The sequence below is a fragment of the Bacteroides sp. MSK.18.37 genome, assembly GCF_019129155.2.
In the GTDB taxonomy this organism is placed as follows: Bacteria; Bacteroidota; Bacteroidia; order Bacteroidales; family Bacteroidaceae; genus Bacteroides; species Bacteroides ovatus.
Window position 1 is genome coordinate 83547 of sequence record NZ_JAHOIB020000002.1, and the last position, 22855, is coordinate 106401.

The following is a 22855-nucleotide window of genomic DNA, read 5'->3' on the forward strand; positions in this document are numbered from 1 at the left end:
CATAATGCTGTAAATGAATGATTTTTTTTCATACATTTGTGGCTAACTAAAGTTTATTACTAAATGAACTATGGTTTGATTCCGGCTAGTGTTTGCGAGACCTTGTACCGTGAATCTGGAAAATTCGGAGGAAGACAGCTGTTGGTAGCAGCTTTCTTCCTTTTTTCTTTTATTCTCTTGTGTTATTCCATGGGCTTTTATTTTAAGGGTTACTACTCTAATATAAATCTACTCTAATTTTAGTCTTTGATAATGTATCATCTGCCTGTTGTTGCGGTTCTTCAATTTTCCATTTTAAATCGGCAGACCTGGCCAGATAATCCAATATCTGCGACAGAGTTTCAGTCCGGAAAGTAGCCCGGTACTTATATTCTTTTCCAGACCTATTGTTAAACTGAATTTCTACATTGAAATGTCGTTCCAGACGCTTCAGGATTTCTTCCAATGAAGCATTTCTGAAAATTAGTTTTCCATCTTTCCAAGCTATCTTTCCATAGACATCCACTTTATTTTTTTTCGACTTTTGACTCTGTTTGTCGTAAAGCAACTGTTCTCCAGGAGCCAATACAATTGTCTCCTGATCGGGGGTTATCACATTTACCTTACCCTTTTCCAATACTGTTTCTATATAATTATCATCCTCATAAGCAGCTACATTAAATTTGGTACCATAAACATATACGCTCAAGCCATTCGGAGTATTTACATAGAAAGGACGATCTTTGTCTGCCTGCACTTCGAAATATGCTTCACCCTTCAACTCTACCAACCGGTTGTCTTTCTTGAAAGTGGTAGGATAACGCAATGTACTACCCGCATTCAACCATACTACAGAATGATCTGGAAGTTCATAACGTATGACAGAACCGGTAGCGGTTACCACCTCTGCATATTTTTCGTCGGTTTCTGTTCCACTAAAATATAAATATCCCAAAACCAGAGAAGAGAGAAATAAAGGTATAGTCAGAAATGCCGCATAACGCATCAGTTGATTATACATGTTCTTTCTTCTATTAGTTTTTAGTTTGGCTTGTGCTTGATAATAGGCACCCAATACATCAATGGATTCCATTTCTTTAATATCATCTCCCAATGCTTGTGCTTTACGGAGCAATGATTCCGGACTCATATTTTCCATATTTTCTTTCAAAATCTTATCTTTTAATTGTAATTACACTTATAATACAACTGAAGTAATTGGAAAAGGACAGCAAAAACAAACTTTTTTTTATTTTATTTTTCGAGCCATGCCAAATTGAAGCGGTAATGCAATCGGCTACTAAGGATATGAACCACATTATCAGGAGTTTGTGTTCCTGCAAGATAGCCACGTGGTTCAGCATGATTTTCATCCATTTCGAAATATCCCGTCCATGCTCCACCGTTTAAAAAGCGATATTCACCGTCCGTCAGTAGTTTTCTTACCGGCCATGTTTTTCCCTCATCGTAGGAAAGAGCCGCATACATGCCATATCCTTTCTTCACATTTCCATTTTTATCTTTAAATTCCAGACCACGTTCTTCCAAAGGCGTACGTTGCGGATGGTCTGTAAAAGAAACCAATAATAAAGGGCCTTCATTCAGTCTCATTAAAACAAGACGCTGGCCTCCGTCAATAGGAGGGAGTTCGCTTGCTACATATTTCCAGGTCTTTCCCATATCATCTGATATGCTCATTGGCATTCGGAGTTTTCCTTCTTTATTCCGTATGCTATTACCACGCCCCATAGCCATCAAACTTCCGTTCTCTAATTGTACAATCCCCGCATGGATACCTGCGATTGTACTTCCCGTTCCTTCTTCTTTGAAGTCTGGCAAAGGAGCGCCATCCCAAGGATCGCACCATGTTTTTCCTCCATCTTTACTGATTTGAACAGCTGCCCCGTCATGACTGCCGGGACCCGCATCACAGGCTTGAACCAGCCATCCCTCACGTGTGCAAATCGTACCAGCTATTACCTGATGACGTTTGGTATGTTCGGGAGCTATCAGTTTAGGAGTGCTCCATGAAGCACCGTTATCTGTGCTGGTACGTAGTACCATTGCGAGATTCTGCCAGTCACCCGATGCTTCCACTCCATTGATATGATACAATTTTCCTTTTCCATCATTGAGCAAAGCGCTTCCTGTCATATTCCGATCCGGAACTTTAAAGAATAAAGAAGCCACATCCCAATCAGTATGCCCGGCACGCAAGCGGGAACCGAGTACTACCATCCCTCTCCCATTCTCTTCATTTGCAGAAAACCATATTGCCAGCAAATCTCCATTATCACACCACGTAACTGCAGGCTGATGATTATGCAGATAAAATGGGGTATTCGAATCACATGCCGGACGTACCACAAATGGTATCGGAGGCAGAAACATCGGTGTGATAGCAGATATTTTTTTCCATTTTATAGATGTATTTTTTACAGATTCCTGATTGAACGGGACAGGGGCAGATGTTCCCGATACATTCAAACGAGTATCTGCTTCCACAATTCTAAATCCGGTTTGGGAATGTTTATCTTCCGGGAGCATAGCCAGTCGATTGGCACTTCGCAAGTATTTCTCCGGGGTGTGATGACTCCCTCCTCGAGTGACCCGAAACTCTCCGGTCAACGGTCCTGCCGGGTCTTTCTGCTTTTCTGCGGAATAAGGAGCATACCAATCCAAGCACCATTCTTCCACATTTCCATGCATATCATAAAGCCCGAATGTATTAGGAGGAGTCTGGGCTACTTTTAAAGATACCGGATCAAAGTCACGAACCACTTTTTGATTCCGATGATAAACTGCAGGTAACCCGTCTCCTGTAGAAAATAGTGTGTATGTGCCTGCCCGACAAGCATATTCCCATTCCGCTTCTGTTGGCAAACGATAGTTTTTGCCTTCTTTCCGGCTAAGCCATTCACAAAAGGCAACAGCATCGGAATAACTCACATTGACGACTGCTTCATCATCTTCCAGCGAAACACCGTTTTTTCCTCGTAATGCCCGATGTTCCGGACGGAATGATTCATATTGCGCATTCGTTATTTCAGTGATTCCCATACGAAACGGGCGAGAGATTATTACCTGATGGATAGGAGCCTCATCAAAATCTTCGCCTAATCCGTCACTTCCCATATAAAAACTTCCGGCAGGTATTTCAGCCATCGGAATAAAAGACTTGGAAACTCCTTGAGAATGTATTGGCAAACAAAAGGTTATAGCCAATAAAAAAAACTTGTTTTTCATATTTTAATCCCGTTTATATATAATACAATCAACCTATATACAAAAGGACAGCCTCATCTGATTATTTTCTATTCATTAGTGTTGAAAGCAAAAAAAAGAATCGAAAATTAGGCTTTGATAATTATCTTATTATATATTTGCAACGAAATGAAAAACTACAGAACCTCAAAATAATGAAAATATCTTTTTCTAAACAGACTAAAGAACGGGCTTTCAAACAACTTTATGAGGAGTATTATGCCCCATTTTGTTTGTATGCAAAAAGGTTTGTTGATGATAAAGAAACACGTGAAGACATCGTTTCGGATGTATTCACCTCATTATGGGATAAACTGGATACTGATTCTTTTGATCTTCAATCGAACACCGCATTAGCTTACATCAAAATGTGCGTAAAAAATAGCTGCCTGAATTTCCTGAAACATCAGGAATATGAATGGAGCTATGCGGAAAATATACAGAAGAAAGCTCCTGTCTATGAAACAGAACCGGATAGTATATATACTCTTGATGAGCTATACAGAATGTTGTATGAGACATTAAACAAACTTCCCGAAAACTATCGAACGGTCTTTATTAAAAGTTTCTTTGAAGGCAAAACTCATACAGAGATTGCAGAAGAGATGAATCTTAGCGTGAAGTCTATCAATCGATATAAACAAAAAACGATGGAACTTTTACGTAATGAATTAAAGGAGTATATGCCACTATTACTCTTGTTATTTCTTCGTGCATAATCTACATCCTCATGTTCTCTTCCTGGTATATGCCTTTCTTTTGAAAAACAGTCGTACTCTATATATGTATTAGTCCTGTTGTTTATATCACTCTGCTTAATAGTTAGCAGGGGCTTACTTGTGTGGACAGATAAGCTATCAGTTGTGAACAAATCCGTTTACGGTTGTAAACAGATTTGTTCACATGGGTGAGCCCTTGTAAAACATTAGAGCTTAACAAAAGAATACCTAAGTATCAATGTATGATATATAGGGAAATATAGTATAAATTAGCTGGGAACAAGACGAGCCAGGGTGAGGGTAACTTTTTACCCTCACCCTGGCCTCACCTCTACCCTCACACTTGAAACACCGATGAATAAAGGGATTGAATCAAGGTGTGAGGGTGTGAGGGTAAAACGTCATCAACATTTGTTTGGCTAAGATGCGACACTCTGCCCGGTTTATTTTTCCGTTCTCTGTTTGCGGAATGGATTCTATTGTCAATATATGCTTGGGACGATAATAAGGTTCCAGTATTTCATGTAGTTTATTTCCGATTTCTTCTGTGTCGGGCTGATCTGCCAATAATAAAGTGACAGCCTGCCCTAAGCGCTGATCCGGAACTGAAGTAATGACAAAGGACACAGGAATAAACGGGCGGAGCAACTTCTCCATCTCCTCTGCTTGAATCTTAATTCCTCCACTGTTAATCACATTGTCTTTCCGGCCTAGAATCATAAAACTTCCATCGGGATAGATACGTGCAATGTCATTGGTTTGCAATGTTTCGTCACATACCAAAGGGGCATCAATGATTAATGTATTCTCTGCGGATAAAGACAATTTTACTGAAGGAAATGGATAATAATGTTCTGAAGCCGATGCTCCGTTCAGACGACGAAGGGCAATATGCGACAAAGTTTCAGTCATGCCATAAGTGGAGTAAACGGCAGTCGGAAGATGGTTTATCTCCGTTTCCAGAGCCTCATCAACGGCTCCGCCTCCTATAATCAGAATATCCGTTTGTTTTAATCGCTCTTTTTCTTCGGGAACCTGCAACGTGTTATAAACTTGCAATGGGACCATTGCCGCAAATCTCAAAGGTTCTTTCATATCCGCCAACGGATGACCGGAAGCAGGACGAACAATCAGGTTCAAACCTGCAACCAATGAACGTACGACCACCATCATCGCACCAATATAACGAAGATTCATGCATAATAATGCCGACTCACCTTTCTTCAAATTCAGAAATTCACAAGTCAGACGCGCACTTTGCATCATTTGATCCTTGCGTACCATCAGTTCTTTAGGTATACCCGTGGAGCCCGATGTATGAACTGTAATAACAGGAGAATCATTAAACCATTCGTTCAGGAAAAGATATAAATCCCAATAAGCAGAAGAATGAGCTTCTGCTCCTCCTGCTATCAGTTGGCTTATATCTTCAAAAGTGTATTCTTTTCCTTCCAGTAGCAAGCGCTGTTGTTGTCGATCAAATATCATCAGAATATCCTTTAAATACCACTAAATACTATCATTTACAAAACCACAGGCAATCTTTTCTGATTTCAAGAGGCACTTCTATATTGTCAGTAAAGAGCATACCCGTTCCCAATCCTTGTGGCAACGGATTATTGAATGTTGCACACCAATGGGCGATAGCGTTCAAACCAATGTTGGACTCCAAAGCGGAAGTGATCCACCAGCCGATATGTTGCTTTTCCGCTTCCATAATCCATTCATCCCCTCCGCATATTCCTCCGTGGAGAGATGGTTTAATGATGATATATTGCGGACGGATGGTTGCCAGCAGTTTCTTTTTTTCTTCCAGCATGTTGCATCCTATCAGCTCTTCATCCAATGCTATCGGCAACGGAGATTCAGAAGTGAGCCGGGCCATTGCCTCCCATTGTCCGGCACGGATCGGCTGTTCGATAGAATGTAAATCAAATTCTGACAGACGTTTCAGTTTTTCCATTGCATCACCCGGAGAGAAAGCACCGTTTGCATCTACACGCAACTCTATTTCTTTAGAAGAGAAATGGGTACGAATATGACGTAACAACGCCAATTCTTTTTCAAAATCGATAGCACCAATCTTTAGTTTGACACAACGGAATCCGGCTTCCATCTTTTTCTCGATTTGGGATAACATGTGATCAAAATCTCCCATCCAAATCAAACCATTAATTTGAATCCCTACCTCTCCACGAGAAAAAGCCGTATCGGACAAAGCCCAACTCCCTGCAAAGAAATGCCAGATAGCCGTTTCCAAGCCAAATAAGATGGAAGGGTACTGGCATAAAACATCCTTATCCCACATTCCTTGTTCTTTCTCTACTTGCCGACAAAATCTTTTTAATATATCTTCATAATCAGGAAGATCGTCACAACTTAAAGCGGGCAAAGGTGCACACTCCCCTATTCCTACTCTGCCAGGGAAGTCAGGCGAGGTAAAATGAAGATACCAAACTTTACGCGTAGTATATGTTCCTCTGGAAGTCCCGGCAGGTTGCTTGAAATGGAGCAATCGGGGAATAATTTCTATTTTACAATTCATCGTGAATAATTTTTCAATTCACCACAGAATAACACAGAGCCTCACGAAGTTTTAATAAGTTATATCTCTTGCAGTTCTCCTACCATTCTCTCCTCCACAGTCTTGCTTTGCAGAAAATCGGGCTTAAACGCAGGAAAAGCAAACTCTGTGGTACTCTGTGGCAAAGCCGATTTTAAGGGAATTTCGGATATTGTTTGAAGTTCGGTTTACGTTTCTCCAGAAACGCATTCTTGCCTTCCTGTGCTTCATCAGTCAGGTAATAGAGTAACGTTGCGTCACCTGCCAATTCCTGAATACCTGCCTGACCATCCAGTTCGGCATTCAATCCCGCTTTAATCATGCGCAAAGCCAACGGACTAAGCAACATCATTTCTTCCGCCCACTGCACGTATTCATCTTCCAGTTGTTCCAAAGGTACTACCTTATTCACCAATCCCATATCCAATGCTTCCTGTGCATTATACTTCCGGCAAAGGAACCAAATTTCACGTGCTTTCTTCTGCCCTACCACGCGTGCCAGATAAGATGCACCGAATCCGGCATCAAAGCTACCCACGCGAGGACCTGTCTGACCGAAAATGGCATTTTCCGAAGCAATGGATAAATCACATACTACATGGAGCACATGTCCGCCACCAATGGCAAAGCCGTTCACGGCAGCAATCACAGGTTTCGGAATACTACGAATTTGCTTTTGTACATCCAATACGCTCAAACGAGGCACACCGTCTTTCCCGATATATCCGCCACGTCCTTTCACATTCTGGTCGCCTCCCGAACAGAATGCCTTATCACCGGCTCCGGTAATTACAATCACATCAATATCCGCTTCTTCACGGCAAATGCGCAATGCATCACTCATTTCGGCAGTAGTAGTCGGGGTAAATGCATTCCGATAACGTTCACGGTTGATTGTGATACGGGCAATTCCATTATAATAATCAAAAAGAATATCGTCGTATTCTCTGATGGTTGTCCACTCTCTTTGTGTTGACATAATCTATTTTTGTTTTAATTGATGATAATAATTCTTCAACATACGCGCGTCCTTGTTTTTGTTGGTAAACACCTCCAAGAGCACAGGCTGTTCCATAGCTTCCGGTTGAGTGAAAGTTTTCATCGCTTCAGCCAGTTCTTCGTCATTTTGCGCTTGCAGATAGAGAAATCCACGTTCCTCTGCCCAACCTTTGGCCGATGTTTTATGGACTGCCGCAATAAATTTATGTGAGGTACCCGACATATCCAATCCCGGCAAGGTATGGAAAATCTCTCCTCCTCCATTATTTAGTAGAAGGATACGCAGATTGGAGCGAACATTGACATTCCACAATGCATTCATATCATAGAAAAAGCTCAAATCTCCGATAGCTATAAAGTTCAGTTTATCGGAAGCTGCCGCATAACCGACAGCCGTAGACAGCGAGCCTTCAATGCCGTTTGTTCCCCGGTTGCAACAAACTTCAATCGTAGAAGGAATGGAGTATAACTGCGCATAGCGCACCACCGAACTGTTTGCCAGATGCAACGCACATGACTCCGGCAAGGCTTTCAATAACGTACCGACGGCAGACATTTCCGAATAAGCAAACTCCGGTTCGGGAATGATCTTGCAATAGTTTTCCCACACACGGGGATATTCAGGAGTCCGATTGTCCAGCAAACTGGCTATCTTCTCCAGAAACTCGAACGGGTCCATTTCGATCACCGTAGTTAATGAGCCGTACAAATCGATCACCTCACCGTCCGGCGATACGTGCCAATGTTCTTTAGGCGGATGCTGACGAAGAAACTTCTTCAATCGTTTGGAAACGACATGTCCTCCATAAGTAATCAGCAATTCGGGAACCATCTGGTCTATCTTCTCTTCGGGCATGGCATAAAGTGCCGCATCGAAATTCTTTACCGGAATACCGGGAACTGTCTGATTGCCGATATGTTCCGTCAACCAGGCAAAATGTTTATATAATAACTTGATATATCTTTTTTCAAACAGATAAATAAGGTTCATCTGACCGATGATAATCATGCGCTTCTGATATTTATTCATCCGGTCGACCAGATCATTATAATCACGGTCATAGACGTTCAATCCCTGATAACGGGTTATCACACGTACTTCCGGGAGTGCATCTACCGTGAATTGAAACAGCGGTTCGGAAATAGGAACATTGATATGCACCGGGCCTTTTCCATGATGATTCGTCTCCAGCAAGGCTTCATTCACCAGGCGATTACAATACCATTCATCTTCTTCCGTATGAATCTCCGGAAGATTGACCGACTTCTTTACCAGCGTTTGAAACACACCCGGTTGCGGCACTGTCTGTCCATCCATCTGTCCGATCCAGGCAGCGGGACGGTCTGCTGAAATGACAACTAAAGGAACATTCTGATAAAATGCTTCGGCTACAGCCGGATGAAGATTTAATAATGCAGTACCGGAAGTGCAGCACACAGCAGCAGGCTTACCACCATTCAACGCAAGACCAATGGCAAAATAGCCGGCACTCCGTTCATCCGTCACCGGATAGCAGGTAAAATTCGGATGGTTAGACAGAGTATGTACTATGGGCGTATTCCGACTACCCGGACACAACACAACCTTAGTAATCCCATGCGCCTCGAGCAACGCAACCAACTGGAGTATGTTCTTCTTGTCTGTATACATGATGATAATTATTAGTAGTTTATGATTTTAAAGGAGGCGTTGCAATCAGCCGTTTGATGGTTTGCAACTTCTTTTCCGTTTCCAGCCATTCGTCATTCAATTCCGAAGAAGCCAGTAGTCCACCGCCGGCATAAAGAGTCAGTTGTTCATCTTCAATATGCATACAGCGCAGATTCACATAGATGTCAGTTCGCCCTTCCGGGTCCAGCCAACCGATAAAACCGGAATAATAACGGCGGTCGTAGCCTTCGTTCTGCAATATAAACCGATAGGCTTCTTCTTTCGGTAAACCGCATACAGCAGGCGTTGGATGCAACACTTTCAAGAGATCTCCCAAACCTTTGTTATCTTTCAAAGAAAACCGGAAATCTGTTTTCAAATGTGACAAAGCACCTGCATAAGCCGGATAAGGCCCGTTCTCCGTAGAATGAATGCCCAACGATAGGAGTTGGCGACGAATATAAGAAGCGACATAATCCTGCTCTTTCCGGTTCTTTTCATCCCACACTTGCGGCAGTCTGCCATCTTGTAAAGGCTGCGTTCCGGCTAACGCAACCGTATGCCATTCGTCTTTTTCACCTGATAAAATGATTTCAGGAGTGCTTCCCAACCAGATTCCTGTCTGCGGAGTGTAGCACAAGTATATATATGAATGAATATAACGCCTGCACGCTGCACGAAATATAGATAAAGGGGAAAAACCGGATACTTTATCAATAGTAAGATGACGTGAAAGTACTAATTTATCAAAAGTATTATCACGCAAAGCATTTATAAAGGTATGAAAGCAGGAGGCATATTCCTCCGTAGAAGAAGTCAGGAACGATTCTTGTCCTTGCATCCGCAAAGCGACTTCCCGTTCTTCTGCCGTATCATTGTCAATCGGCAAAGGTTGTCCCCACTGATCGGGTTGAATCAATACGACAGGACACGTCTCACTCACCTGAAACGGAGCGATAACAAATCCTCTCTGTCCATTCAGTTCTTTCAGGTCGTATATCAGACATACCGCTCCTTCCGCCTGTGTCAACAGACGGGGAACTTTCTCCCCGGGAATACGGTAAACAGCAAACGGCTGCTTCCGCTGAATAAATGCATCAATAGTTGTCAAATTACTTATTTCTTCGTCGGTCATCTCTTTTTCATCACACTGTTGACTACCCGTATGGAAGACACCAGTTTGTTTGTTGAAGTAAACACGTCTACATTCCATACGTGGGAGGAACGTCCTTTATGTACAACGGTTCCTACTGCACGCACGGTATCTCCCTCATGTGCAGAAGATATATGGTTTCCGCTGACCTGCATTCCTACTACAATCTCGTCCGGCTGGCAAAGAATCATCGAACCGAGTCCGGCAACTGTTTCTGCCAGTGCAAGAGTAGCCCCCCCATGCAAAATGCCAAAAGGCTGACGGGTACGATGGTCTACCGGCATTGTTGCTTCTACACGATCTTCGTCGGCGTATGTATATTGAATTCCCAAGTTTCCCATTAATGCGTGGCGTGCCTGCGCATTCAGTTGGTCAAGGGGAATTTCGGCTGCACGCACTTCGGATATGATAGCCTTCTCCACTGCAACGGCCACTCCGTCTTCCTCATTCGAAGCAGTCACATAATCGGCACAGGCTTTCACCGAGTCTTGTGAATGTCCCATAGCTATACCCAGCCCCGCCAATTGAATCATTGTTACGTCACACACACCGTCGCCCACAGCAATCACTTCCTCACGCTTCATACCTAGCACCTCCAGCAAAGCACCCAAAGAATTGGCTTTGTCGATGGCGCAGGGAACTACTTCCAGAAAATAGGGCTCCGAACGGAATACGTCCAACGCCCCATTCAGTCGTCTCTTCCAGTGATCTTCCAAACCAAGCAATGCTTCTTCGTCATCGCTCACCAGCATACACTTACAAGGAGCAAAATCAACGGCAGCAGAAAATTCTTCTTCTTTGATTATTTGCAGGTCATTCAACCGGGCTTCATTTTGGATATGTTCATTTTCAGGAGAATCCGTTATGATCGTATCATCATGATAAGTGAATAAGGCAAAACCGTTTTTACGGGCTTTCTTTTCCAGATACGGCAACATTTCGGGATTAATCCGACGTTCAAACAGAATTTCCCCGTTTTGTGCGTTGATAATCTGACAGCCATTATAGGAAAGGATAAAACCTCCATAGTTTCCAAGTTCGAGCATCTTGGCCAGCGGCATCAGGCCATAAGTCGGTCTGCCGGATGCCAGCACAATACGCACTCCCATTTGCTGAACCTTCAACAGGGCAGCCAATGTACGCTTACTAATTTCTTTCGCATCATTGAGGAGTGTTCCGTCTACATCAAGAACCAATAATTTATACTTCATGATTACACGATTTTGATTTAGATTACAAAGGTAGGAAATTGAGTGAACGACAGAAAGCGTAAACAGATAAAATTACTTTAATTTCACTCTCTCAAACGCATTTCCAGATAATCGCGAAGAATTCGGGCGTGATTATACACCGGTTCTTTTGAAGCATAAAGTAGTGTTATCACCGGATGTGGTTTAATAAGAGTCAGAAAATCAGCCATTGATGGAGAAGCATCCAGCTCTTTTTGATACTGCGTGACAAAATCTCCCCAATGTCCGGGAATATCTTCATGAAACCATTTACGTAATGTAGGGGATGGTGTTATGTCTTTTGCCCAATAATCGTATTTCAACCATTCTTTCTTCATTCCGCGTGGCCATAATTTATCTACCAACACCCGGTATCCATCTGTTTCTGAAAAATCTTCGTAAACCCTCTTTATCCTTACCTGTATCATTTCCATTAATATTTAGTTATCAATAGATAAACCGGGAAAAACGAAAATTGTTTAGTAGAACTATTTAATTCCTCAATGTGTCCTGCGCTTTTTTAAATTCATAAGGAGTCATTCCCGTCTTTTTCTTAAAAAGGTTATATAATATCGGGGCACTATTAAATCCGGATTCATCAGCGATGGCACGTATGGTATAGTTAGGATATTTTTTCATTAGCTTGATCGCATAATTAATACGCAGTCCGTTGATGTACCCATTGAAATTAGTTCCGGTGCATTCTCTTATCATCCGGGCAAAGCGTGCATTATTCAGATGTACAATCTGCGCCAAATCTTCTCTTGAGAGCTCTGGAGAAAGATATAGCTGTTTTTGAACGACTGTATGATTTAATTCCTGGAATATTTTCTTGTTCTCTTCTTCTTCCCCACTTTCTTTGTCTGTTTCGTCCAAAAGTTCATCCTGTTCTTCAGGAGAAATCAATTCCGGTTCCAATTCTGATGAAACCTCCTGTTCCTCGTACACTTCCAATAACTGATTACCATCTTTTTTATTGGCAAATTTCTCGTTTATCAGTTTGGCAAGCATCCTGTTTTTATACTCGATTATATGGTTGAAACGCCACAAACGCCAAAGTATAAACAGGGTCAGCACTACAATACACGCCAAAAAGCAGAGTGAAACATTCCTTATTTTTAGCTGTGAGGCTTGCTCGGCGATGTATTCTTCTTTTTCGGAAGCACCGTACATCGCGTTCAATTCTAATGCAGCATTTTTCCTGTCGGTACTGTTAATGCTATCCGTTATTGCAATGATGGTTTCACGTATTTCTGCGGCTTCTTTATAACGATTCAGCCCCAGATATGCCTGGACTTCCTTATTAAGTATAGTCAAATATTGAGCGTTCAAGGTATCCCGCTGTGTTCTCAACAATTCTTTAAAGTCCTTACAGTTGTCTATTACTGTCTCATATTGTTTGGAAAGAATCAAATAAGGAATCGAATACATCTTGCCATCCGGAGTATGAGATTCTTTTATTGCCAGATATTTTTGATAATATCCTTCTGCTTGCGTATATTTCTTTTCTAAATAAGAAATATAGGCCAATTTTGCATATAAATAGCTATATTGACCATCAATGTAGCCTTCGGGAACCTCCGGTACTTTCTCTAATTTTTTAAGAAGTTTTTCACGTTCATAAGCAAGAGCCAAAGCTTCATCAATACGGGAATCTGTCATTAAAAATCCCATCTCTGTTCCATAATAATAGGAAAGCAGCATCATTTCTCTCATATCCTTTGACCCACGCAGTAATTCAATCGTACGACCAAAATAATTATACGCCTCATCTTTCAATGACAGCCTCCAATTATTCTCTCCTATGCAAAAAAGCAATCTAGCTTCCGCCTCTCTGTCCTTCAGTTTTTGAGCCTGCATAATTCCACTAAGAGCATAATGCATGCTCTCATTATATTTACTCATTATGGATGAAAGTTCAGCTAAATAAACCGTCATCTTCAACATGTGCTTAGGTTCTCTTTGAGAGATGGAATCAAGCAAGTACGACTTCCTTGCATACATAAAAGCTAGTTTATTCATATACATATTACGATATGACAAACTGCGCAATTCATTAATCAGACGCAGAGGGAAGGCTTTTCTGGTTTCGGCCTCATCCAACAACTGTAAAGCACGTTTGGGGTTGGAAATATAAATATCTCTGATATATTTTTCTGTATACAAAGAGTCATTATTTATAATTTTATCAGCCCTTGAAAATTGATTGTGTACAAATAGAAGCACAAAAATACATACCCAAAAACGCATAAAACTCTTAATCGTGTTTAATCATTAATTATCCAAAGGTATGTATTTTCCAAAAAATGTGCAGACACAATTTAAATTTGCAAAATAAAAATAAGAAACATTAGCTAAACATATCAGAGACGTAACATGGTTCCAAGTCAGCTATTCTCCTGAATCACAGTCCAACGCTTTGCTCAATCGCCCTTCAAGGCATACACTTAAGTCAGTCGTTACAAACTTGCCATTATAAAAAAGAGTAAATATGGTAGCCGGAGTAGGTGCATTTTGCGCCTGTTCCATACTTTCCAATTCAATTATTCTCAATGGAATGTCTTTGCTCTTAGCAGCACTGACCAAAGAACCGCGAACGTGAAACTCCGTAAACGGGCAGCGATGGGTATAATAAACGACTATTCCATCCTTATCCGGACACTCACCGCTCAACACGCAATCATTAAAAGAAGGATCAGGAGCAGCCGGGTTTAGTTTCAAACTTAAAAGGCTGAATCCGTAAGGGAGTTTTTCTATTGTTTGGAAACCTTGTCGCAACAGCCATTTCGTGTCACTCATAAAATGAAATTTAGAAGTGCCCACCACTGTGACAAGCCCATCTTTCCCCTGCAATTTTGCATCATCAATGGCAGACTGCAATAATGCCTTACCATGTCCGCAACCTTTATATTTACCTGACACCCAGAAACAGTTTATCATCAGATAATTGGGAGCATTCACCGGAACCCATGCTTTTTCAGCAGGACCGTATTCGATAAACACTTTTGCCCGTTCATCAATACGTCTGAACACATAGCCGTTATCGAACTCTTTCTTCAGCCATTCTTTTTTGAGTTCATAACTATCCTTGCATTTCTTATCTGAAAAAGCACAGCATATATGTTCGTTTGCAATATTCTCCTTTGTCAAAGTGATGTAATTGGTTTCCATCATATTCTATTTAATTAATAGGTTAAACAAATAACAGTTCGATATTCACTCATTGTTATGAGTTGGTAGCAAATCGCCAAGCTAATATCCTGCTACTTTTAGTTCCCTGCTGCATTCAAATAACTTTATATTCGGACACATTCACCGATTTTAATTTGGTATATAACTTTTCCAGATTTTTTTCTTTAGAAACCAAACTCGTAAACCATCCGCAGTTCTTCTGATATTTTTGGCTCTCGGAAATCATATTCAATAAGAAACGAACTTCTCCGCCCTCGCACCAAAGTTCATTCGCACTCCCGCCGAAATTTAGCTGCACTTTATTTATCTTCGTACCTTTCAGACTGCTTAATTTGCGTAACGTTCCGTCTTCCGCCTCTTCACGCGAACTATGAAACGGAGGATTGCATATTGTCACATCAAAATACTCATCAGGCATAATAATTCCATCGAAAATCTTCTTACTATCTTTCTGAAGTCGCAAGTCAATCTTATGAGCCAACACAGGGTTGCAAGTCACTATCTTTCGTGCATTTTCTATCGAAACCGGATCAACATCAGTACCAACGAAGGTCCATCCATATTCAGTGTGTCCTATGATCGGATAAATGCAATTTGCACCTACCCCAATATCCAGACATCTACATTTAGACTTCTGTCCATTAGCATCTCCTGCCGGTAAATCCGGTGTTGTTCCGTTCGGCTGGATAAGATCGGCAATATAATGAATGTAATCCGCCCTTCCGGGAATAGGCGGACACAAATATTGCTTCGGTATGTCCCAATACCGGATGCCATAATAAGTTACCAATAATGCTTTGTTCAAAGCCTTCACCGCTTGCGGATTAAAAAAGTTTATAGTTTGTATTCCGAGGGGATTGAGCGATACGAATCTCTTTAATGGAGGATAATTTTCCATCAACAATGGAAAATCATACTGACCATTGTGCTTATTTCTTATATGTAACTCACCTTTTTTTGCCATGCGGGCAAAGATACAGAGAATTTTCCTGCCTACAAATTCTTCTTAACTCTTATCCTAACACTCTTCTGAATATCATATATAATATTCTACCATTTCAATCAGCCCGGCGCGTAAAGTATACTTAGTTGCTTCATATACATTATTCACACCCAACTTCCGGAAAATATTCTTTTTATGGGTGATAATAGTATGAATGCTTGAGGTTCTTTCCAATGCTATTTCTTTCACAGATTTCCCATGTGCTATTAATTTAAGAATGTCAATCTCCGTAACAGTCAAAACAGAATGAATTTCCGGTTTGTCGGAACCGATTATCAATAAATTGGTTATCTGATGACAAAGAAATCGCTCCCCGTGTGCTGTACACATCAATGCAGAATGAATTTCCTCACCGGAGTTCTCTTTCAAAATCATACCAATATTCCTTGCTATACTCATCCTACGAATAAAGTCTTCGCTCAATTCATTGGAAAACAATATCCAACGAACTCTCGGAAAACGTTTTTCTATAATAAGAAACTCCTCTATACCATTGATGTCAAACAGTGTATAGTCAAGTATAACGACACTGTCATTACATTCTACCAATGCAAGCATGAGCTCTTTCTTGTCTGTCACATCTATCATGCGACATCCACTGAATATAGCGGAAATATATCCATGCATTCCCATTCTGGTTATATCCTGATTATCTGCTATGATAAATGTAATGTCAGTGTTCATTGTTATTCTGATTTTTAAATTCAACGGATATTTTTCAAACGCATATTGCAGCCCGGAGACACGGAGGTATCATCGTTCTTTATTAGCTACATCAAACCACAAACGGGTAGTAATCTCATCTGCTCCCTGATGGGATATGGCAATCTGATACTGCTTACCATTCAGTGATTGTTCCGTTACGGGATAAAAAAAGCGACGAGGTAACTCTCCGGAACCCAAAACGGAATCGGGACCAGGGATAAGCTGGGGATAACCGAGCCTGCGCCAGTCAGTGAAAGCATCGGGTCCCTGTCCATAATAAGCGATCCACTTCTGCCAGCCGATAGATTCATACCAATGTGCGGCGTCGAACCGAATTGCCTCCTGCTGTAAATAGGAATCGATTATACGATTGTCTATAATGCCAAACTGATTCAATGAAGCAGTAATAGCTTCGCGGTAGAGCGTTTCCGCATCAGCCGTTATCCAGCCGCGTGCAGCGGATTCTGCAAAGATAAACAAGACCTCGGCATACGTATAAAATACAGCCGGAGAGCTATCTTTCAAAAAATAAGTACCGGGACGGGAAACTTTATTAAATCCCTGATTATTAGCGGCATCAGCAGATAAGGAATTGGCAGCTCCTACATAGTTTTTCACACTTTCGTCTTGAGGTAGCTGGGCTAAAATTCCAATTCTCGGATCATTCCATTCATTCAGTTTATCAATCAACGTTTTTGATACCCGCTGATCATCACGTGAATTGAAAGCAGATGCCCATGGATTCCATTGTGGTGAAGAAGTAAAAACAAAACGGGCTATAGCATCATTGCTATCTATTACACTGTTACGATTATCCCAAAGGGAAGCAATAACCCGACGCGCTGTATCCTCATCCCGGTCAGCTAATTCAAGGGCGATACGTAGCCGTAGGGAGTGGGCCAATTGTTTCCAGCGGATAATATCATTTCCGTAAATCAAATCCCCTTCTACCGTTCCTCCTGTGGTAGAAAGCAACTGGTCAGCAGCGATCAACTCCTCCAAAAGCCCGCGCAAAACAATCTCTTGTGAATCATAAGCGGGTGTTACACTTTGTGCATATTCACTGTATGGTATATTTCCATACAGATTGGTCAGCAACAGGTAAACCCACGAACGCCACACTGTAGCTATCCCTCGATAATTATCATTTCCGAGTTCCGAACTGATAATAGCATTCAAGTCAGTTATTAGCGTTGCATAGCCGGTGTCCCACGTAGTGGTAAAGCTGCCATTATCCACATTATAGCAATCTGGCTCTGTATATTGTATTTTAGCCCAATGTTGCACCCACAACAGAGTAGAATTATAGTTCGTACTACTTCCCCAATAAAGATTGGCGGCATGATACTGTGCAGCGGCAAGTAAATAAGCCGGCTGTGGATTTTCAGTGGCATTGGGGTTGCGGTTGATATCAGTCAATTCATCATCACACGATGATAGAGAAATGGCAACCACTTGTACCCATATTATATATAAAAAATATATTCTTCTTTTCATCTTATCCTATTATTTAAAAGTTCACATTTAGAATTTCACGGAAAGGTTCACACCAAAGGAACGTGTTGTAGGCAATGAATAGGCTTCTACTCCTTGTGCGTTTCCAGTAGTCAAAGCCGATTCCGGATCTATATTAGGGACGCTCTTATAAATAGTCCACAAGTTACGTCCCGTCAGTGTAACGGAAGCTTCTTGCAAATGCAGTTTCTGCGTCCACAAGCGAGGTAGACGGTAACTCAAAGCGACTTCTCGCAGTTTCACGTAAGAAGCATCATATACATTAGCTTCAGCAATACTGTAAATACGATGGTAGTATTTCTCGGCAGATACAACCTCTTCGTTCTTAGAACCACTTTCCGTCACTCCTTCTACCATAATGCCATCCTGATACACACGGGTGGATTGCCCATTGACCTGGGCATAGTAAAGTCCATCAGAGGATACGGAATAAGAAGGAGATTCTGGTAATCGTACATTGTTACCCATGGCGGCAGTATAATACCACAAGCCACCGTGCTCGGCATCCCGGCCCGATAATGTGTTAGCTAATACACCGGTATATTTTCCAGTTTTATTAGTGTTGGAAAAAATAGAACCACCTACACTTGCATCTATCAGAAAAGAAAGACTTAACGAACGATAACTGAAAGTGTTACTGATACCGCCTGTCCAGTCGGGCGTAAACTTCCCCAACGTTTTATTAGTGGTCGAAATCTTAGGCAGACCGTTAGCATCCACCACAACGTTTCCATTAGCATCACGCACGTATGAAGTGCCGAACAGGGTTCCATAAGCTTCGCCCACTGAAGCCAGTATCTGAATACCAGACGAGTAGAGCCGGTAACTCGTAATCAAACCTTCATCATCCAATTTGACAACCTTGCTGCTGTTGGCACCATAATTCAAATCCAGATTCCAACGAAACCCTTTCGATGTTTGTATAGGAACAGCGCCCAATTGTATTTCATAGCCACGATTACGGATATGTCCGGCATTACGCACCTGCGACGTGTACCCACTGGCAGCAGTAGTAGCTAGTTTCAATATTTGATTACGACTATCGGTCTTATAGTAAGTGAAATCCAAGCATAGGCGATTGTCCCAAAAAGCCGCCTCGAAACCAGCTTCTATAGATGACGTCTTCTCCGGTTTTAGATTCGGATTCATACCAATGGTAGAAGAACTTTGAAGTGGATTCCCATTGAAAGCTGTTTCTGAAGTAAAGACCGTTGCCAATTGATAAGGATTGGCATCTGCTCCCACTTGAGACCATCCTCCACGTATTTTTAGGTAGTTAACAGCTTTACTTCTCCACCCGAAAGCTTCAGAAAGCAACACACTAGCCGTCACCGAAGGATAGAAATAAGAATTGTTGTCCACAGGTAGTGTAGACGACCAATCGTTCCGTCCTGTTATATTCAAGAAAGCCCAACGACGGTAATCCAGTTGTATGGAACCGTAAAGGCCATATTGCCGTAAACGGTAGAAATCATTGGACGAAGTGAGCGGATCACGCGAGTTAGTCAATGTATAAAGATCAGCAACCGCCAAACGGGGAGCAGCCTGATAATTATTCTCATATTGTTTGTTACGTACATTAAAACCCAGAAGAGCGTCAATTCCCCAATTTTTATTCAACTGTTTGATATAAGTCGCCAATACTTCTGTGTTATTCTCTTTCACCGTATAGGCATCTTCAGCATAACTGCCGTAAGGCGAACCGGCACCTGCACTCCCCCATTTTACTTTGGATTTCCTCCGGTCATTATACCAGTCGGTACTAGTACGAAAACGCACATTCAACCCATCTGTCAGACGGAATTCGGCATGCAGATCACCTATCAGACGATGACGTTCCTGACTCTGTGTATTATAAGAAGCACTCCAAAAAGGATTGTCGTAATAGCTTGAATTCCAGTTGCGAGTATAGTCCGCCTTCAATGAGTTCGTATCCACTTGACGTCCGAACCACAAGAACTGAAGCATAGGACTGTTAGAACGTACGTTACTGCCCGAGGGGGTAGCTGACCCCGGCAAACTGGGAGCTGTATAAACGATGTAATTGGCTGTAGCTCCCACCACAATCCATTTTGCCAGATGGTAATCCGTATTTAGGCTGATATTCGTCTTATTAGTTCCAGCATCAGGAACGATACTGACTTGTTTTTCGTAGTTATATCCTACACGGAACTGGTATTTGTCGTCTCCACGGGCAACAGAAATACCGTTGTTTGTAGAAATACCCATGCGAAAATAATCGCGTACATTGTTGGGATGGGATACCCAGGGAGTAGCCACACGATTACCGTCAGCGTCCAATGGGCTATCGAACTGAGGAATCAACAAACCAATATCAAGACGTGGTCCCCAGCTTTCGTCTACCCCGTCATTCACACCTGCACCCTTGCCATCTACATAACTGAACCGTCCCCCTGCCCCTTGTCCAAAAAGATTTTGAAACTCCGGCAAGGTAGCAACAAAAGAGACTTGCGTGGAAGAATGTAATGTAATCCCTATCCCTTTCTGCCTTTTGTCTCCTCCCTTAGTAGTGATGACAATAGCACCGTGAGCAGCACGCGCACCATAAAGGGCAGCGGCATTCGGACCTTTCAATACAGTAAGTGTTTTTATGTCTTCCGGATTCAGGTCTGCTATTGCATTTTTAAAATCACGTCCGCTGGAACGTGCATTAAGCTGCGAATTATCCACTGGGATTCCATCCACAATAAAAAGCGGTTGATTCTCACCTGCAATAGAAGTTTCACCACGAATAACGATGCGACTGGAACCAACATCTCCTTGTGTATTGGTAATACGCACACCAGCTATCTTACCACTCAACGAATTTAACAGATTATTATCTTTCCCTTGCACCAAAGCATCCTGTTTTACTTCCTGTGCCGTATAGCCCAATGCCTTTTTCTCGCGTGAAATACCCAAAGCCGTTACTACTACCTCATCCAGCAGATGCGTATCACTCTTCAGTGTTACCGATACCTGTGGTGCAATAGCTACCTCTTTTGCCATCAGACTAATGTAAGAGATTAGCAGCCGGGTGGCTGATGGCGGGAGTCCACTCAGTTCAAATCTCCCGTTGACATCAGTTACGGTACCCAATGAAGTTCCTTTCACTATAACTGAGGCACCGATAACCGGCTCCCCATCTTCTTCTGTGGTGACGATGCCCCGCACTGTTGTCACCTGTGCTGCCCCTTGTATCACTCCTATTGCAAGAGCAAGCAAAAATAAATGAATCCTTTTACCCATTATTGTTTACTGTTAAAATGATGGGGCAAAGGTATTAGATATATACAAACTGATAAATCCCGTATGAATGGCATTTTATATACCATATTTGCGGTATATTTACAGTTGCGTGTATGACTTTCAGATTTTTGCTTCTAATCCTTTTTATTATTCAAAGCCTGTCTGACATCGTCAAACAGATCATCCACATCCTCCAAACCAATTGAGAAACGGATAGTCGTATCCAACACATCCATGTCCTGTCGCTGTTTATCAGTAAACGGTCCAAAAATAGTACTTGCAGGATGAATAGCAAGCGTCTTATTGTCAAACAAGTTAGTAGCGCGACGTATCAATTTCAGTCGGTTGATGAAAGCAAAGCATGCCTCTTTACTTTCCAGGTCTATCGTAATCATAGCACCGGCAGTCGGACCAAACTGTCTTTGTGCCAAAGCGTAGTATGAATTATCCTTCAGCCCCACATAATTCACACGTTTGACAGCAGATAATATGCGAAGCTTACCAGCCAACATAGCGGCATTGGCAGACTGTATCCGATATCGCGCGTCCAATGTTTCCAATCCGATAGTATGCATATAGGCCACATGAGGAGTCATATAAGCTCCCAGATTGAGTAACATCTCTGTACGCATACGTTTACCGAATCCCGGACATGTACCATAATCAATTACTAAACCACCAATGGAAGTGGCTCCCCCTGATAAATATTTGGTACTGGAAACCACTTCAATATCTACGCCTAAGCTATGTGAATCGAATTCTGTGAAAGGAATAAGCGTAGTATCAACGATGAGAGGAATTCCCCTTTCATGAACTATCCGTGAGAGCGCCTGTAAATCCGCCACTTCCATCTGCGGATTGGTGATAATCTCCACATAAATGCAGCAGGTATTACTGTCTACTACTTTCTCTACTGCTCCAATGTCTGTCAAATCACACAATCTAGGTTCCACCCCGAAGCGGGACAATGTACCAGCAATAAACGAATAAGTATTACCAAACAAATGACGCGATGTAACTATATTCTTTCCTGCAGCTGCAATTGAAAATAATGTATTACTAATAGCCGCCATACCGGAATTGAGGGCTATGACTTCTGCTGCCCCCGTAAGTTCCTTCACCTTATTCTCAAAAAAAGTCACTGTGGGATTCATCACTCTGGAGTAATCCGGAGCATCTGTCCGCCCGCAAAAAGCATCAGCCATGTCATCAGCATTGTCAAATTCATAAGCCGCTGTATGGTAAACCGGCATACTGAGAGAATTGTAAGCATCTCTTCTTTGGAACTGCGTATGAATCGCTTGGGTCTGTTTTTTCATCATTCTATTCATTAATATTATAACTATCAAATCTCGTACAATAAGAACAAAGGTAGATATAAAAACTGAAATCCGACAGTAGATAAAAACAGATATTTAACTGATAATAAGCATTTTGGAATAATATTCTTTAAACCGATAAATTTAATCTGAAAAAAGAGTGTTTATTCTAAAATAAACAGTTCAAATAGTGTTATTTTCTATTTCAACAGAAACCGCCCCTTTTTATGCTTATCTTATTCACATACACAAATAAAAAAATCCCCGTAAAGTACTACTTTACAGGGATTTATCTATTAATTGAAGCGGAGAGAG

17 protein-coding genes are annotated in these 22855 nt (G+C 41.8%); 1 reads left to right on the forward strand and 16 read right to left on the reverse strand.

Features of this window, described 5'->3' with window-relative positions; translation table 11 throughout:
• Nucleotides 1–217 precede the first annotated feature (217 nt).
• The gene (locus tag KSX81_RS28605) at nucleotides 218–1138 is read right to left on the reverse strand and encodes a FecR family protein (protein ID WP_032811819.1); all 921 of its coding nucleotides are present in this window, start codon (nucleotides 1136–1138) and stop codon (nucleotides 218–220) included.
• A gap of 95 nt (nucleotides 1139–1233) precedes the next feature.
• On the reverse strand, nucleotides 1234–3225 hold the full coding sequence (locus KSX81_RS28610; RefSeq protein WP_217725510.1) for an SUMF1/EgtB/PvdO family nonheme iron enzyme: 1992 nt from the start codon (nucleotides 3223–3225) through the stop codon (nucleotides 1234–1236).
• A gap of 173 nt (nucleotides 3226–3398) precedes the next feature.
• On the opposite strand from KSX81_RS28610, the gene KSX81_RS28615 reads away from it, so the two are divergent.
• Complete coding sequence (locus KSX81_RS28615) at nucleotides 3399–3962, forward strand: RNA polymerase sigma-70 factor (RefSeq protein ID WP_004302268.1); 564 nt, start codon at nucleotides 3399–3401, stop codon at nucleotides 3960–3962.
• 372 nt (nucleotides 3963–4334) lie between these two features.
• Here the strand turns inward: KSX81_RS28615 and KSX81_RS28620 are convergent, their stop codons facing one another.
• The 14 genes from KSX81_RS28620 to KSX81_RS28685 form a co-directional block, all read right to left on the reverse strand.
• Complete coding sequence (locus KSX81_RS28620; protein WP_115485207.1) at nucleotides 4335–5450, reverse strand: AMP-binding protein; 1116 nt, start codon at nucleotides 5448–5450, stop codon at nucleotides 4335–4337.
• 31 nt (nucleotides 5451–5481) lie between these two features.
• Complete coding sequence (locus tag KSX81_RS28625; RefSeq protein ID WP_117513583.1) at nucleotides 5482–6507, reverse strand: o-succinylbenzoate synthase; 1026 nt, start codon at nucleotides 6505–6507, stop codon at nucleotides 5482–5484.
• A gap of 172 nt (nucleotides 6508–6679) precedes the next feature.
• Nucleotides 6680–7504, reverse strand: coding sequence for a 1,4-dihydroxy-2-naphthoyl-CoA synthase (gene menB, locus KSX81_RS28630; RefSeq protein ID WP_004310001.1), 825 nt, complete (start codon nucleotides 7502–7504; stop codon nucleotides 6680–6682).
• A gap of 3 nt (nucleotides 7505–7507) precedes the next feature.
• Nucleotides 7508–9175 carry a 2-succinyl-5-enolpyruvyl-6-hydroxy-3-cyclohexene-1-carboxylic-acid synthase gene (gene menD / locus KSX81_RS28635; RefSeq protein ID WP_217725511.1) on the reverse strand — a complete coding sequence of 556 codons (1668 nt, stop codon included), beginning with the start codon at nucleotides 9173–9175 and terminating at the stop codon, nucleotides 7508–7510.
• A gap of 19 nt (nucleotides 9176–9194) precedes the next feature.
• Nucleotides 9195–10310, reverse strand: coding sequence for an isochorismate synthase (locus KSX81_RS28640; protein WP_217725512.1), 1116 nt, complete (start codon nucleotides 10308–10310; stop codon nucleotides 9195–9197).
• Nucleotides 10307–11539: a Cof-type HAD-IIB family hydrolase gene (locus KSX81_RS28645; protein WP_004305786.1), complete on the reverse strand. Its 1233-nt coding sequence runs from the start codon at nucleotides 11537–11539 to the stop codon at nucleotides 10307–10309. Before KSX81_RS28645 ends, KSX81_RS28640 begins: the two co-directional genes overlap by 4 nt.
• Before the next feature lie 83 nt (nucleotides 11540–11622).
• A complete protein-coding gene (locus KSX81_RS28650) occupies nucleotides 11623–11985 on the reverse strand; it encodes a DUF488 domain-containing protein (protein ID WP_004305785.1) in 363 nt (120 codons plus the stop codon).
• A 64-nt stretch (nucleotides 11986–12049) separates the two neighbouring features.
• Nucleotides 12050–13807 (reverse strand): helix-turn-helix domain-containing protein, encoded by a 1758-nt coding sequence (locus tag KSX81_RS28655; RefSeq protein ID WP_217725513.1) that lies wholly within the window; start codon nucleotides 13805–13807, stop codon nucleotides 12050–12052.
• Between the two features lie 141 nt (nucleotides 13808–13948).
• On the reverse strand, nucleotides 13949–14728 hold the full coding sequence (locus KSX81_RS28660) for an N-acetyltransferase (RefSeq protein WP_032848778.1): 780 nt from the start codon (nucleotides 14726–14728) through the stop codon (nucleotides 13949–13951).
• A gap of 115 nt (nucleotides 14729–14843) precedes the next feature.
• Nucleotides 14844–15713, reverse strand: coding sequence for a 23S rRNA (adenine(1618)-N(6))-methyltransferase RlmF (gene rlmF / locus KSX81_RS28665; RefSeq protein WP_217725514.1), 870 nt, complete (start codon nucleotides 15711–15713; stop codon nucleotides 14844–14846).
• Nucleotides 15714–15785: 72 nt separating this feature from the next.
• Complete coding sequence (locus KSX81_RS28670) at nucleotides 15786–16436, reverse strand: LuxR C-terminal-related transcriptional regulator (RefSeq protein ID WP_117513591.1); 651 nt, start codon at nucleotides 16434–16436, stop codon at nucleotides 15786–15788.
• Nucleotides 16437–16505: 69 nt separating this feature from the next.
• Nucleotides 16506–17954, reverse strand: coding sequence for a SusD/RagB family nutrient-binding outer membrane lipoprotein (locus KSX81_RS28675; RefSeq protein WP_217725515.1), 1449 nt, complete (start codon nucleotides 17952–17954; stop codon nucleotides 16506–16508).
• A 27-nt stretch (nucleotides 17955–17981) separates the two neighbouring features.
• Nucleotides 17982–21221, reverse strand: coding sequence for a SusC/RagA family TonB-linked outer membrane protein (locus KSX81_RS28680; RefSeq protein ID WP_004302254.1), 3240 nt, complete (start codon nucleotides 21219–21221; stop codon nucleotides 17982–17984).
• A 134-nt stretch (nucleotides 21222–21355) separates the two neighbouring features.
• A complete protein-coding gene (locus KSX81_RS28685) occupies nucleotides 21356–22540 on the reverse strand; it encodes a PLP-dependent transferase (RefSeq protein WP_004319722.1) in 1185 nt (394 codons plus the stop codon).
• Nucleotides 22541–22855: the final 315 nt, after the last annotated feature.

Excerpts from the sequence above, each read along its gene's own strand:
- menD (WP_217725511.1), bottom strand. The coding sequence starts at position 9,175 with ATGTATACAGACAAGAAGAACATACTCCAGTTGGTTGCGTTGCTCGAG.
- KSX81_RS28685 (WP_004319722.1), bottom strand. The coding sequence starts at position 22,540 with ATGAAAAAACAGACCCAAGCGATTCATACGCAGTTCCAAAGAAGAGAT.
- KSX81_RS28670 (WP_117513591.1), bottom strand. The coding sequence starts at position 16,436 with ATGAACACTGACATTACATTTATCATAGCAGATAATCAGGATATAACC.
- KSX81_RS28675 (WP_217725515.1), bottom strand. The coding sequence starts at position 17,954 with ATGAAAAGAAGAATATATTTTTTATATATAATATGGGTACAAGTGGTT.
- KSX81_RS28645 (WP_004305786.1), bottom strand. The coding sequence starts at position 11,539 with ATGAAGTATAAATTATTGGTTCTTGATGTAGACGGAACACTCCTCAAT.
- KSX81_RS28605 (WP_032811819.1), bottom strand. The coding sequence starts at position 1,138 with ATGGAAAATATGAGTCCGGAATCATTGCTCCGTAAAGCACAAGCATTG.
- KSX81_RS28655 (WP_217725513.1), bottom strand. The coding sequence starts at position 13,807 with ATGCGTTTTTGGGTATGTATTTTTGTGCTTCTATTTGTACACAATCAA.
- KSX81_RS28640 (WP_217725512.1), bottom strand. The coding sequence starts at position 10,310 with ATGACCGACGAAGAAATAAGTAATTTGACAACTATTGATGCATTTATT.
- menB (WP_004310001.1), bottom strand. The coding sequence starts at position 7,504 with ATGTCAACACAAAGAGAGTGGACAACCATCAGAGAATACGACGATATT.
- KSX81_RS28620 (WP_115485207.1), bottom strand. The coding sequence starts at position 5,450 with ATGATATTTGATCGACAACAACAGCGCTTGCTACTGGAAGGAAAAGAA.
- KSX81_RS28625 (WP_117513583.1), bottom strand. The coding sequence starts at position 6,507 with ATGAATTGTAAAATAGAAATTATTCCCCGATTGCTCCATTTCAAGCAA.
- KSX81_RS28650 (WP_004305785.1), bottom strand. The coding sequence starts at position 11,985 with ATGATACAGGTAAGGATAAAGAGGGTTTACGAAGATTTTTCAGAAACA.
- KSX81_RS28680 (WP_004302254.1), bottom strand. The coding sequence starts at position 21,221 with ATGGGTAAAAGGATTCATTTATTTTTGCTTGCTCTTGCAATAGGAGTG.
- KSX81_RS28610 (WP_217725510.1), bottom strand. The coding sequence starts at position 3,225 with ATGAAAAACAAGTTTTTTTTATTGGCTATAACCTTTTGTTTGCCAATA.
- KSX81_RS28615 (WP_004302268.1), top strand. The coding sequence starts at position 3,399 with ATGAAAATATCTTTTTCTAAACAGACTAAAGAACGGGCTTTCAAACAA.
- KSX81_RS28660 (WP_032848778.1), bottom strand. The coding sequence starts at position 14,728 with ATGGAAACCAATTACATCACTTTGACAAAGGAGAATATTGCAAACGAA.
- rlmF (WP_217725514.1), bottom strand. The coding sequence starts at position 15,713 with ATGGCAAAAAAAGGTGAGTTACATATAAGAAATAAGCACAATGGTCAG.